The organism is Pseudomonas putida (assembly GCF_030159595.1).
Classification (GTDB): Bacteria; Pseudomonadota; Gammaproteobacteria; order Pseudomonadales; family Pseudomonadaceae; genus Aquipseudomonas; species Aquipseudomonas putida_AC.
The window spans coordinates 871,986-884,793 of sequence record NZ_BSKJ01000001.1 but is presented as its reverse complement, the minus strand read 5'-3'; the positions used below and the strand labels follow the sequence as shown (position 1 = coordinate 884,793).

11 protein-coding genes, 5 tRNA genes and 1 pseudogene are annotated in these 12,808 nt (G+C 61.5%); 7 read left to right on the top strand and 10 right to left on the bottom strand.

What is annotated here, in order from left to right:
* Positions 1 to 66 precede the first annotated feature (66 nt).
* The 4 genes from QQL85_RS04095 to QQL85_RS04080 all read left to right on the top strand — a co-directional run bounded on the left by QQL85_RS04095 (position 67) and on the right by QQL85_RS04080 (position 4,541).
* A complete protein-coding gene (locus QQL85_RS04095; protein ID WP_284355284.1) occupies positions 67 to 2,514 on the top strand; it encodes an acyl-CoA dehydrogenase in 2,448 nt (815 codons plus the stop codon).
* 77 nt (positions 2,515 to 2,591) lie between these two features.
* Positions 2,592 to 3,002, top strand: a complete 411-nt coding sequence (locus QQL85_RS04090) for a PA2817 family protein (RefSeq protein WP_198750286.1) — start codon at positions 2,592 to 2,594, stop codon at positions 3,000 to 3,002.
* A gap of 180 nt (positions 3,003 to 3,182) precedes the next feature.
* Positions 3,183 to 3,722, top strand: coding sequence for a fimbrial protein (locus QQL85_RS04085; RefSeq protein ID WP_284355283.1), 540 nt, complete (start codon positions 3,183 to 3,185; stop codon positions 3,720 to 3,722).
* Positions 3,723 to 3,800: 78 nt separating this feature from the next.
* Positions 3,801 to 4,541: a fimbrial biogenesis chaperone gene (locus tag QQL85_RS04080; protein ID WP_284355282.1), complete on the top strand. Its 741-nt coding sequence runs from the start codon at positions 3,801 to 3,803 to the stop codon at positions 4,539 to 4,541.
* Between the two features lie 6 nt (positions 4,542 to 4,547).
* On the opposite strand, the gene QQL85_RS04075 is transcribed toward QQL85_RS04080, so the two are convergent.
* Complete coding sequence (locus tag QQL85_RS04075; RefSeq protein WP_284355281.1) at positions 4,548 to 6,044, bottom strand: hypothetical protein; 1,497 nt, start codon at positions 6,042 to 6,044, stop codon at positions 4,548 to 4,550.
* Between the two features lie 65 nt (positions 6,045 to 6,109).
* Positions 6,110 to 6,559 (bottom strand): annotated as a pseudogene (locus QQL85_RS04070) (autotransporter outer membrane beta-barrel domain-containing protein); the annotation flags it as partial.
* On the opposite strand from QQL85_RS04070, the gene QQL85_RS04065 reads away from it, so the two are divergent.
* Positions 6,558 to 6,704, top strand: a complete 147-nt coding sequence (locus QQL85_RS04065; protein WP_284355280.1) for a hypothetical protein — start codon at positions 6,558 to 6,560, stop codon at positions 6,702 to 6,704. The pseudogene QQL85_RS04070 and the gene QQL85_RS04065 overlap by 2 nt on opposite strands.
* Before the next feature lie 138 nt (positions 6,705 to 6,842).
* Here QQL85_RS04065 and QQL85_RS04060 read toward each other — a convergent pair.
* From QQL85_RS04060 to QQL85_RS04040, 5 genes are all read right to left on the bottom strand, one after another.
* Positions 6,843 to 6,918, bottom strand: a tRNA-Gly gene (locus QQL85_RS04060).
* Positions 6,919 to 7,004: 86 nt separating this feature from the next.
* Positions 7,005 to 7,080 (bottom strand) — tRNA-Gly (locus QQL85_RS04055).
* 3 nt (positions 7,081 to 7,083) lie between these two features.
* Positions 7,084 to 7,159 (bottom strand) — tRNA-Glu (locus tag QQL85_RS04050).
* Positions 7,160 to 7,250: 91 nt separating this feature from the next.
* Positions 7,251 to 7,326, bottom strand: a tRNA-Gly gene (locus QQL85_RS04045).
* Positions 7,327 to 7,329: 3 nt separating this feature from the next.
* Positions 7,330 to 7,405: transfer RNA gene (locus tag QQL85_RS04040), tRNA-Glu, on the bottom strand.
* A gap of 273 nt (positions 7,406 to 7,678) precedes the next feature.
* Between QQL85_RS04040 and QQL85_RS04035 the strand changes: the two genes are divergently transcribed.
* Positions 7,679 to 8,446, top strand: a complete 768-nt coding sequence (locus QQL85_RS04035) for a hypothetical protein (protein ID WP_284355279.1) — start codon at positions 7,679 to 7,681, stop codon at positions 8,444 to 8,446.
* Positions 8,447 to 8,513: 67 nt separating this feature from the next.
* Here the strand turns inward: QQL85_RS04035 and QQL85_RS04030 are convergent, their stop codons facing one another.
* Positions 8,514 to 8,996: a GAF domain-containing protein gene (locus tag QQL85_RS04030; protein ID WP_284355278.1), complete on the bottom strand. Its 483-nt coding sequence runs from the start codon at positions 8,994 to 8,996 to the stop codon at positions 8,514 to 8,516.
* Positions 8,997 to 9,884 carry an ATP-binding protein gene (locus tag QQL85_RS04025; RefSeq protein WP_284355277.1) on the bottom strand — a complete coding sequence of 296 codons (888 nt, stop codon included), beginning with the start codon at positions 9,882 to 9,884 and terminating at the stop codon, positions 8,997 to 8,999.
* A 76-nt stretch (positions 9,885 to 9,960) separates the two neighbouring features.
* Here QQL85_RS04025 and QQL85_RS04020 point away from each other — a divergent pair, with 76 nt between their 5' ends.
* Positions 9,961 to 12,318 (top strand): hybrid sensor histidine kinase/response regulator, encoded by a 2,358-nt coding sequence (locus tag QQL85_RS04020; protein WP_284355276.1) that lies wholly within the window; start codon positions 9,961 to 9,963, stop codon positions 12,316 to 12,318.
* Here the strand turns inward: QQL85_RS04020 and QQL85_RS04015 are convergent.
* Complete coding sequence (locus tag QQL85_RS04015; protein WP_284355275.1) at positions 12,308 to 12,796, bottom strand: glutathione peroxidase; 489 nt, start codon at positions 12,794 to 12,796, stop codon at positions 12,308 to 12,310. The genes QQL85_RS04020 and QQL85_RS04015 overlap by 11 nt on opposite strands.
* Between the last annotated feature and the right edge of the window lie 12 nt (positions 12,797 to 12,808).

Below are 12,808 nucleotides of genomic sequence, written 5' to 3'. Positions count from 1 at the left end.
GTTCACAGCGTTGCGTCTAAGCTGTCTGGGACGGCTAAAGCCCCCTGGTTCCAAGGAGGACCGATTATGTTGCTGTTGTGGTTGGTGGTGCTGGTGATCGGCGCGGCATACCTCACGCACCGGCGCCTGGCGCCCTTGCAGATTCTGGGCATCCTGGCGGCCTATGTGCTGCTGCTGAGTATTTTCAGTCGCGCGCCTGGCTGGCTATTGACAGTGATCTGGGTGGTACTGGCATTGAAGACCGCCCTGGTGGCGCTGCCGGACTGGCGCCGCAAGGTGTTCACCGGCCCGGTATTCAGCTGGTTCCAGCGTACCCTGCCGCCCATGTCACAAACTGAACGCGAAGCGATCGATGCTGGCACGGTGTGGTGGGACGGTGAACTGTTCAGCGGCCGCCCCGACTGGCGTACCTTGCTGGCCTACCCGGCACCGAAACTGACTGAAGAAGAGCAAGCCTTCATTGACGGCCCGACAGAAGCACTGTGCGCCATGGTCAGCGACTGGCAGATCGGCCAGGACCTGGACCTGCCGCCCGAAGCCTGGGACCACATCAAGCAGCATGGCTTCTTCGCGCTAATCATCCCCAAGGAATACGGCGGCAAAGGCTTTTCCGCCTACGCCCACTCACAGGTGGCGATGAAGCTGGCTACCCGCAGCGGCGACCTGGCCTCCACGGTGATGGTGCCCAACTCCCTTGGCCCGGCTGAACTGCTGCTGCATTACGGTACCGACGAACAGCGCAACCACTACTTGCCACGGCTGGCGCGCGGCGACGAAATACCCTGCTTTGCCCTCACCGGCCCGCTGGCTGGCTCCGACGCAGGTGCCATGCCCGACACCGGCATCATCTGCAAAGGCCAGTGGAACGGCGAAGAAGTGCTGGGCCTGCGCCTGAACTGGGAAAAGCGCTACATCACCCTCGGGCCTGTCGCCACCCTGCTGGGCCTGGCGTTCAAGGCCTACGACCCCGACCACCTGCTGGGCGATGAAGAGCAGTTGGGCATCAGCCTGGCGCTGATCCCTACCGACACCCCCGGCGTTGACATTGGCAAGCGCCACCTACCGCTGGGCGCCGCGTTCATGAACGGCCCCAACAGCGGCAAGGACGTGTTCGTACCACTGAGCTTCCTGATCGGCGGCCAGGCCATGCTCGGCAAAGGCTGGATGATGCTGATGAACTGCCTGTCGGTGGGCCGTTCGATTTCCCTGCCAGCAGTCGGCACCGGCGCCGCCAAGTACACCAGCCTGGTGACCGGCCAGTACGCGAACATTCGCGAGCAGTTCAACGTGCCGCTTGCCGCCTTCGAAGGCATCCAGGAATCGCTGGCACGCATCGGCGGCAATGCCTGGCTGATGGACAGCGCCCGCCTGCTGACCGCCAAGGCAGTGGACCTTGGCGAAAAGCCTTCTGTGCTGTCCGCAATCCTCAAGTACCACCTGACCGAACGCGGTCGCGAGTGCATCCAGCACGCCATGGATGTGCACGGTGGCAAGGGCATCATCATGGGGCCGAACAACTACCTGGGCCGCAATTGGCAAGGGGCGCCGATTTTCATCACGGTCGAAGGTGCCAACATCCTTTCGCGCAACCTGATGATCTTCGGCCAGGGCGCCATCCGTTGCCACCCGTTCGTACTCAAGGAAATGGCCCTGGCCGGCCGTGAGGACCGCGACCAGGCACTGAGAGAATTCGACGACCTGCTGATGAAACACGTCATGTTCGCCGCCGGCAACGCGGCCAGCACGCTAGTGTTCAACCTGGGGCTTGGGCGGTTCGAACCCGTACCCGGTGATGCCTTGAGCCAAGGTTACTTCCGCGCCCTCAATCGCCAGGCCGCTGCCTTCGCCTTGCTGGCCGACCTGTCGATGATGCTGCTGGGCGGTGCGCTCAAGCGCCGCGAACGCCTGAGCGCACGCCTGGGCGATGTGCTCAGCTACCTTTACCTGTCCAGTGCCGCGCTCAAGCGCTATCACGACCTAGGCTCCCCCGAGCACATGCAGCCACTGCTGCGCTGGGCCATGGAAGAAAGCCTGGGCCAGGCGGAAAAGGCGCTGGACAAGCTGCTCGACAACTTCCCCAACCGCTTCGTCGGCTGTGCATTGCGAGTGCTTGTGTTCCCCTTCGGCCGCCGTCATACCGGGCCGAGCGATGAACTGGATGCCGAAGTGGCGGCGCTGATCGGTCGCAGCAAGGGCGACCCGGCACTTGAGGAGTTGCTTGCCGGCTGCTTCCGCCCACAGGCCGAGGGCGACCCGGTGGCGGCACTGCAACGGGCCTGCGACCTGCTTGACGAAGCTGCACCACTGCACAAAGTACTGCATCAGGCGATCAAGGAGGGCAAGGTACAGCCAGCACCCGGGCAGTCAGCCATTGATGCAGCCATCGAGAGCGGAGCACTGCAAGCTGGCGATGGGCAACGTTTGCATGCGGCGGAACAGGCATGCCGGGCCGTGATCGATGTGGATGCGTTCGACAAGGCGCAGTTGCTGCCTGAACACGGCAAGGTGCGCTGAAGACAGGGGCCGTTTTGCGGCCCCTTCCCTACCGGCGTATACTCCGCCCCCGTTTCAATCAGCCCGAGGACTGCCCCATGGCCACCCCCCACCTGGAATACCACCTGCACCTGCTGAACCACCTGCGCACCATCCTGGTGGCACTGGGTGAGGCCGAGCAGGTACCGGAGGAAAGCCACACCCTGTTCCTCGAACGCTTCGACGAGTTGCTGACCCTGCTGCCGCAAGACCCGCTGCAAAGCCAGTACCTGGGTCAGGACCTGATTTGCCAGGTGATCCAGCGCTACCCGCAAATTGCCCACCTGGTACCGCGCGACCTGTTGTGGTTCTTTGGCGGCGATTGCCTGCATTTCATGCCTGACGACGAGCTGGACCTTTACCAACAGCTGGAAGAACGCCGTTACGAGGCCGAACAGAATGGCGACGCCTTTGACTGGAACCAGCAGAAGCAGTTGCTGGGCCAAGCTGGCGGTAACACGCAGCACTGAGCCAGTACCTCGAGCTCATTCGACCGAACGGCGTGGTTCGCTGCGCCGCCCCGATTCTTGTCCATTGTTCCCGCGCGCGCCGTGGAATTGCCCTACAGCTCCGGAACCTCCCCCTGAATATCCTGCCTGCCGAACATTCACATGCATGTTCGGACGCCTCCCAACACCAGGATATAAAAAATGAAACGCACCCTTATCGCCCTCGCCATGGGCATGGCGAGCACCGCTGCATTTGCAAACACCGGCAATATCAACTTCCACGGCACCATCACGCCAGGTGGTACCTGCCCTATCGAAGTGGTCGAACCGGGCACTGGCGGTGGCATCCTGCCTCGCGTTGTGGTCGGTAGCTATCACCCAAGTTACTTCGACACCGTAGGCAAGCAGACACGCCATATTCCGTTCGCCCTGCGTATTACCCCTGGTGGTACTTGCACCATCCAACCCGGTGAAGAGGGCTATGTCACCTTCTCGGCGATCTACGGCCCCGAAGGCACCGACCTCTACACACTGCGCCCAGGCGGCGCCCGTGGGCTGGCACTGGCCATCCAGGACAAGAGCCTGACCAACCTGGCCCCAGAGCAGGAATCGGCCGCCTATGCGCTCGACGCTATCAAACCCACCGACATGCTGTTCTACGCCATGTATCAGTCCACCGCAGCTGCCGTAACTGAAGGTGACGCGGCATCGGAAGTGACCTTCCTTGTAGACATCAAGTAACTCGTTGCGCTCCAGGCGCTTCTCCTCAAGCACCTGGAGCCAAAGCCTTTCTGCCAGCCGCCGCCAAGAGACGCGCCCATGCACCGCTCGACTTCACTCACTACCCGGCTTGCCATGGCTTTGGCCGCCTGCCTGTCCCTGCTCGCTCCCATCACGGCCCACGCCGCCCTGACCATCAGCTCCACCCGCGTTGTCCAGCCCAGCGACCGGCAAAGTACCAGCATCGTGGTCGCCAACCCCACCCAACGCCCCTATGCGGCCCAGGCCTGGATCAATACCGAGGCTGACGACAACACCACCGCGGTGCCCCTGATCGCCTCACCTGCGCTGTTTCGCATCGACCCAACCGGTGAACAGACCGTGCAGTTCAACCGCCTGCCCAACAACCTGCCCCAAGACCGTGAGTCGGTGTTCTACTTCAACCTGCAGGAAATTCCGCAGGCCGACGACAAACCGAGCAATAGCCTGACCATCGCCCTGCGCACCCGCATCAAGGTCTTCTACCGCCCCACCCAGCTCAAGGGCCGCCCACAAGACCACCTGCAGAGCCTGGCCTGGTCAGTGCAAACCCTCGACGGCAAGCCGCATCTGGTGGTGGACAATCCCTCCCCTTACTACTTCACTTTCAACCAGTTGACCCTGCGCAGCACCAAGGGCAGCGAAAAAATCGATGCCAGGAAGATGGCCATTCCCATGGGCAGGCAAACCTATCCGCTTAAAACATCAACCGTACAGGACGGCCTGAAGGTCGAGTTCACAACCATCAACGACTACGGCGGCCTCACGCCGGAATTGTCCCGCCCGGCGGGGCGCTCGTGAATGCACTCAAGGGATGAGCTTGGGGCTGTAGAGCGGGAAGTCGACCCATGTGGTACCGTCGTCAAAGCTGACCTCGACGTGGAAGGTGAACGTCTCGCCTCTGCGCAGCGTTTCGAGATAGGCCCTGGGCAGGGTCACCTCCTTGTTCGCGCCAATGCCCTGCCTGACTTGCGCCGCCGTGACCGCGTGGGTGGTCAACACATTGTAGGGAGAGGCATCCGACCCGCTCTGAAGCACCCCGGTCACCGTGATGTTGACCCGCTGCCCGACAGCAATTCCCCTCCATGTACCCAGGCTGACAGGCACCCGCTCCGGTGCTGAGCCTAGGCTGAAACCATTGGAATTGGCCCCCTCGAGCGCAACTCTGGGCAATCCTCCCGTATCAAATGCGATCAATTTCAGGCTGCATGGCACACTTGGGAACTCTTGCTTTCCATCGCTCACCACATAGCTGATTTGCAGCGTGTGTTTGCTGTATGCCAGCACATTAGGCTCTGGAATCAAAAACCGGTCATCCGTTCCCGGCTGAGGCTCGGACGTGGCGTAGTAACCATAATCACCCGGCGCCCCCCACTGCACGGTGACCACCTCGTCCGGGTAGATCACGGCATCTGCTGGCACGATGACCACCAAGGGGTCAGCATAATCATCCAGCTTCAACGAAAGGTCGCCACCGGCGCCATCGGCCTGGGGCACTTGAAGCCACGGCAGGACCCTGGGGATGGGCGTGGCATCCACCTCCAGCACTGCCGGCCTGGAGCGCGCACCGAGGTTACCCGCGCGGTCGCGAATCTGGTAATGAACATAGCGCTGGCCATCACCGCCTGCCCTGACATCATCCCCGAGGATCGACAGATAAATTGTCTGCTCAAGATCCTGCTTGGTGACAGTAATTTCACCTAGCCAATCATTGGCAAACGGCTGATCGTCCCAATAGTAAGTAATGACATCACCCACGGCGGGCGCTTCGTAAGGTGGCAATTCAGCGAGTAGAACATCCTCGTGCTGTTCCAGATAGCGCGCCGTTACACCGTCGCGCAGGACCTCATCGTCGAAAAGCAAAAGGCCCTCAGCACCGCCAAGTACGGGTGGCACCTTGTCAATCGTCACAATCAGCACTTGAGAAGATGTAACGACACCGTTGTAACCCCGTACCTTGTACGACACCTCTACCCGACCATGCTGCAGTACGGAAACCGGGGCCTCCACGAACAACTCGTCTTCAGTAATCGGCGCCTCCCATCGTTTCTCATCAACCTGCGTACCATTCCAGTACAGCCAGAGCACTTCCGGGGTGTCCGGTGTCGGGTGGGAGATTGGCCACATGGGCACGGTAATCTTCACGGGCTGACCCAGGACTGAAAGCGGCAGCAGTTTTGGCTCGCCGTCAGGAATATCTTCCAACGCATCTGGCGCGCCTGGCGGATCAAGCAAATTCGCCTGGAAAAAGCCAGGCCACCGTGCACTCAGCCAACCCAGCGCCCTCTTTAGAATCATGCGCATGACACCACCCTCTTTTTATGCCAGCCACAAAAAAGGAAGGCCTAGGCCTTCCTTTGTCTTGTTACTTACCAGCTGTAATGGAACCCCACATTCGCCCCCCACGGCTGCTCGATCTTCTCCCCGTTGGAATAGTCGAAGTCGGCATGCAACTGCATGCGCTCATTCAGGTTGATGGCGACGCCCATGCCCAGTTCGGCCCGTGACCCTGACAAGTCGTTGTCGAACCGATGGTCATTCACCTTCACTTCATTGTTGCGAATGAACTCATGTGCGTAGGCAAGCCGTACATAAGGTTGTACCTGCTGGCCATTGCCAAGCTGCAACGTACGCCCGAAGGTTGCCCCCGCCTTGCCCAGCACCGACCGCGTATCATCACCACGCGCTTGCAGGCCATTGTCCAGGTGATAGTCCTCGCCCTGGATCGAAACCACCGACCACTGGGTGTAGGGCTCCACGAAATAGCCTTGGCCGAGGTCGATGTTGCGACCGAATTCAGCAGAAGCACCCACGCCCATGCCACTGCAATCAGATGAGTTTGTCAAGCCAGTGAGCATTGGCATCACCCAGCTGGACTTTCAAGCGCGCTACTATCAGACCGCTCCGGTGGTAACCCCAGGCTTGGCCGAGGGGGGGCTGACCTTTACCGTAAGCTACAAATAACGCGCAAAAAAAGGCCGCCGGGTGAATACCCTGCGGCCTGTGTAACGCTAAAAACAAATGATCAGAAACGAAAAAAGACGCCGAAGCGTCTTTTTTCGAAGATTCACAAAGCTTGATTCAACCCTGTAAACCTGTATTTGGAGCGGGAAACGAGACTCGAACTCGCGACCCCGACCTTGGCAAGGTCGTGCTCTACCAACTGAGCTATTCCCGCATTGTGAAGCTTTTACCGCTATCGGCGTGAAGCGCCATGAAGACCTTCACCACCACTGCACCGCATAGACGCCACAGTATTTAAACTGGAGCGGGAAACGAGACTCGAACTCGCGACCCCGACCTTGGCAAGGTCGTGCTCTACCAACTGAGCTATTCCCGCAAATGGCGTCCCCTAGGGGACTCGAACCCCTGTTACCGCCGTGAAAGGGCGGTGTCCTAGGCCACTAGACGAAGGGGACACACAACACTTTTCAGTGCACCAGACTTGAACCTCACGATTCACCCTGGATTTTCTTTTCCTGCACCGCCGTCAAGCGTTGCCGGAGAAACTGGAGCGGGAAACGAGACTCGAACTCGCGACCCCGACCTTGGCAAGGTCGTGCTCTACCAACTGAGCTATTCCCGCAAATGGCGTCCCCTAGGGGACTCGAACCCCTGTTACCGCCGTGAAAGGGCGGTGTCCTAGGCCACTAGACGAAGGGGACACGCTGCTGGCATTACTGCCTGCTTTCACTCCCTGCCGCGTTTCGCTGTGTGCTTTACGCTGCAAGTGGCGCGCATTCTATGGATGGTTCGAAGGTGCGTCAACCCCTTTGTAGAAATTTATTTAAATCAATGACTTCCGGGTGGGTGGAGGTGCAGATGCGGGGCGGGTGGTCGATAGAGAGAGAGGCCAGTGCCGGCATATAGCCGCTGTTCGTCCTCCGGCGAACTCACTACACTCAAAGCTGTAATTCTTCTTCAATGAGGCATTAACGGTGACACCACTTCTGATCACCCTGCTCATCGTGGCGGGCATCGCGTTGCTGATCGTGATCGGCTACCTCAACAATGTGGTCGAGAACGGCAAGATCGAACGCGTCCGGACGAGGGTCGAGTTGGCCGACCGCCTGCGCCGCTGTGGCGAAATCACCGAGACCTTCCCCGGCCAGTTCATGACCCCGGCCCTCAAACTGCTGCTGACCCGCCTGGAGCTGAACCTCAACCAGCGCCAGCTGGCGGTGGACAAGCACAATGCCGAGCTGAAAGCGCGCATCGCCGAGCTGGAGGGGTTGATTGCCCTGGGCGACAAGATACCAGTGAACAACCCGCCCAACCCGATCCACACCGAGGTCAAGGCCAAGGACGTGCGCTTCTTGCTGGAGGCCATGCACAACCAGGTAACCCGCGCCGCCCAGGAAGGCTTCTTGCCAGCACCCGAGGCCAAGCACTGGGTCAAGGAAATCCGCCATATCCTGGTGCTATTGCATATCGAGTTCTTCAACAACCTTGGCCAGCAGGCCCTGCAAAAGAACCAGCCGGGCCAGGCGCGCCTGGCGTTCGAGCGTGGCGTGCAGTACCTGCGCAAGCAGCCGGAGCCGAAGGTGTATGAAGAGCAGTTGACCTATCTGGAGAAGCTGCTGGCCCGGGCCAACGCCCAGGTGCTGGACCGCATGGCACCGGCGGAGGATGAGCACAACGCACTGACAGACGGGCTCAAGACCGATGAGGAAGAGACCTGGAAGAAGAAGGTGATGTACGACTGATGCGTTAACCTGTGCCGGCCTCTTCGCGGGCAAGCCCGCGAAGAGGCCGGCACAGACAGCACAATAGTCAGCAGTCTGTCAGCTCCAGAAAGATCACCGCCAACCGCTCCAGCCCCGCCTGATCCGCTTCACTGAACCGCCCAACCTTCGGACTGTCCAGGTCCAGCACCCCGATCAACCTGCCTTCCTTCACCAACGGGATCACCAGCTCGCTGTTGGACGCGCTGTCACAGGCAATGTGCCCGGGGAACGCATGCACATCCTCCACCCGCTGGGTCTGCCGGGTGGCTGCCGCCGCCCCGCACACGCCCTTGCTGAACGGAATGCGCACACACGCCACCTGGCCCTGGAACGGGCCCAGCACCAGCTCTTCGTTGCGGTTGAGGTAGAACCCCGCCCAGTTCAGGTCGTCCACCTGGTTAAACAGAAACGCCGAAAACTGCGCGGCATTGGCGATGAAGTCACGCTCGTCGGCAAACAGCGCCTGCACTTGCGCCGCCAGCAGGTTGTAGCCGTCGAGGCCGGCGCCACTGGCATTGAGGTCGATCATTTACTTTTGCTCCAGCAATTGCAGCCCGACCCAGTAGCGGGCGAACTGATAGGCACATCGGCCATTACGGTTACCGCGGCCAGTGGCCCAGCGCACGGCGAGGATGTCGAGTTCTTCGGTACGCTGCCAGGCAAGGCCCGCAGGGCGCGCCAGCTGACCGATCCAGTGTTCGACCACATTCAGGAAGTGGTCTTGGGTAAAGGGGTAGAACGACAGCCACAGGCCAAAGCGGTCAGACAAGGCGATCTTGTCTTCCACGGCTTCGCTGGGGTGCAGCTCGCCGTCCACGCGCTTCCAGTTCTCGTTGTCGCTCTCTTTCTCCGGCACCAGGTGGCGGCGGTTGGAAGTGGCGTACAGCAGCACGTTGTCCGGGGCCTGTTCCAGCGAGCCGTCAAGCACGCTTTTAAGCACCCGGTAGTCGCCCTCCCCCGCTTCGAACGACAGGTCGTCGCAGAACAGGACGAAGCGTTGCGGCAGCTTCTGCAGCTGCTCGACCACGCGTGGCAGGTCGGCCAGGTGGTCGCGTTCGATTTCGATCAGGCGCAGGCCGGCGTCGGCATGTTCGGCCAGCAAGGCACGCACCAGCGACGACTTGCCGGTACCACGCGAGCCCCACAGCAATGCGTGGTTGGCCGGCAAGCCATTGATGAACTGGTGGGTGTTGCGGCCCAGCTGGTCGCGCTGTTTGTCGACACCGATCAGGTCGGTCAGGCGGATGTCCAGGCTGACGTCCAGCGGCAGCAGGTAGCCGCTGCGGCCATCGCGCTGCCAGCGGGCGGCCAGGGTGACGCCCCAGTCAATGTCCGGGCGTTGTGCCGGCAGTAAGGGTTCGAGGCGCGCCAGTACCGATTCGGCGCGGTCCAGGAAAGCAATCAAGCGAGCGTCCATGACGACTCCTAACAAGACAGGTGAGATTTCCAGCTGAATATGTGACAGGCCCGCCAGCTGCCGGGGCTATTCGGCTATGCTTGCGCAGCGCAAGGGACGTGAAACCGGCTCGGGACTCATGGATATCAAGTTCACCAATCGCCTGTCATACAAGCAAGCCCGGTTGACAGTCCTGGTCGGCTTCATCCTGGGAACATTGCTCAGTCTCATCCAGATCGGCATCGATTATGCCAGCGAAGACGCGTCCATCAACCGCGAAGTGCGCGCCTTGCTGCAAATCAGCCACAACCCGGCCTCGCGCATCGCCTACAACATCGACGCAGAACTGGCGCTGGAGCTGACGCGTGGCCTGCTGCAATCGCCCGCCATCCTCCGCGCGCGGCTGATCGACAACAACGAAACGGTACTGGCCGACGTCGAGCGGCCCAGGCAGGAGGACCGCTACCGGCCACTGAGCGACTTTCTGTTCGGCGAACAGCGCCAGTTCAAGGAACGCCTTTACCTCACCCACATGCCCGAGGAATACCTCGGCACCCTGTACCTGGACGTCGACACCTACGCCTTCGGCAGCCGCTTCCTCGACCGTGCCGGCATCACCCTGCTCAACGGCTTCGCCCGCAGCCTGGTACTGACCGGCATCCTGCTGGCGTTGTTCTACATGATGCTGACCAAGCCACTGGTGACAGTGATCGGCGCGCTCAGCGGCAGCGACCCGCGCAAACCCCGGCAAACCCGCCTTGAATGCCCACACGGGCACGAACACGACGAGATCGGTGTACTGGTGAAGGTCGCCAACCAGCAGTTCGTCAGCATGGCCACCGAGATCGAACAACGGCGCACCGCGGAAAACCGCCTGACCCAGTACCTCAACGAGCTGGAAGACATCGTCTCGGCACGCACCAACGAGCTGAAAGCCAGCAACAGCAGCCTGAGCCTGTCCAACCAGGAGCTGGAGCAAGCCCGCAGCCGCGCGCTGGACATGGCCCAGGCGCGCGCCGCCTTCCTGGCCAACATGAGCCACGAAATCCGCACCCCGCTCAACGGCCTGCTCGGCATGATCGCCCTGGCGCTGGACAACCCGTTGCCCAGCGAGCAACGCCAGCAGCTGGCAATTGCCCACGACTCGGGCAAGGTGCTGGTGGAGCTGCTGAACGATATCCTCGACCTGTCCAAGTTCGATGCAGGCCAGCTGGAGCTGGAGCGCATCGCGTTCGACATGGGCTCGATGGTGGAAGACACCGCCAACCTGCTGTCGCAGAACACCGCGCAAAGCGTAGAGCTGACCTGCCTGATCGCCCGCGACTTCCCCAGCAGCGTGCTCGGCGACCCCACGCGGGTACGGCAGATTGTCAGCAACCTGCTGTCCAACGCGCTCAAGTTCACCCGCTTCGGCCGTGTCGATATACGCCTGGTGACGATCGTCGGCGGTGTGCGCCTGGAGGTACGTGATACCGGCATTGGCATCCCCGAAGAAGCCCAGGCGCGAATCTTCCAGCCATTCACCCAGGCCGGTGCCGGCATCACCCGCCAGTACGGCGGCACTGGCCTGGGCCTGGCGCTGACCCGCAACCTGTGCAAGGCCATGCAAGGCCACCTGCACATTCGCTCCGAGCCGGGCTTTGGCAGTTGCTTCACGGCCGAACTGCCACTGACCGTGCACACCGAAGCCATCCCGCCGACAGCACTGCATGGCCGTGTGGCCGCGCTGACTGCAGCCGGTAGCGGGCTCAATGAACTGTTGCAGAACCTGCTGCCCGCCTGGGGGCTGGCCTACCAGCGCCATGACAGCAGCGCCACGCTGGACACCACAGCGATCGACCTGTTGATCACCGACGACGTGGACCACCTGTTCGAACTGCGCCCGGCACTGAAAACGCCGATTCTGCTGGTAACCGCCTACGGCAACTTCCTGCCCAACGAGCAGTCGCTGGCCTTGGCACCCTTGCATCAACTGGCCCGGCCATTGGCACGTAACGCCCTGTACCAGACGCTGCGCCGCACCTTGCAAGGCCATGAGCCCGAACACCCACTGGCCACCCCGGCCATAACCCTGGAGCAAGGGCGTGCGCGGATTTTGCTGGTAGAGGACAACCCGGTGAATCAGCTCGTGGCCAAAGGCATGCTGGCCAAGCTCGGCTGCCAGGTGCAGCTGGCCACCCAGGGCGCCGAGGCCCTGGAGTTGCTGGAGCAAGATGAATTCGACCTGGTGCTGATGGACTGCAACATGCCGGTCATGGACGGCTACGAAGCCAGCCGGCGCATTCGCCAGAGCGGCCGCTGGCCACACCTGCCCATCGTTGCACTCACCGCCAACGCCATGCCCGAAGAGCGCGAACGCTGCCGGGCGGCGGGCATGAACGACTACCTGGCCAAGCCGTTCCGCCGCGAAGAGCTATTGGCCCTGGTCGACCACTGGGTGCCTTTCAACGGCTGAGTAAACGCTCGATGTCCGCTTCCAGGGCCTGCGGCTTGGTCGTGGGCGCATAACGCGTCACCTGGCCGCTGGCCGGGTCGACCAGGAACTTGGTGAAGTTCCACTTGATCTTCTGGCTGCCCAAAATGCCCGGTGCGCGCTGCTTGAGCTCGACGAACAGCGGGTGGGCGCCTGGGCCGTTGACCTCAATCTTGCGAAACAACGGGAAGCTCACGCCGAAGTTGCGCTCGCAGAACTGCGCAATGTCCCGTGCGTCGCCCGGTTCCTGTTTGCCGAACTGGTTGCAGGGAAAGCCCAGCACCACCAGGCCACGCTCATGGTAGGCCTGCCACAGCTGCTCCAGGCCCTTGTACTGCGGGGTAAAGCCGCACTGGCTGGCGGTATTGACCACCAGCAACGCCTTGCCCGGGAAATCGCCGAGCTTCTTGTGCTCGCCGCCCAGCGTCACGCAGGGGATGTCCAGCATCGATCCAGCCATGTTCGGGCTCCG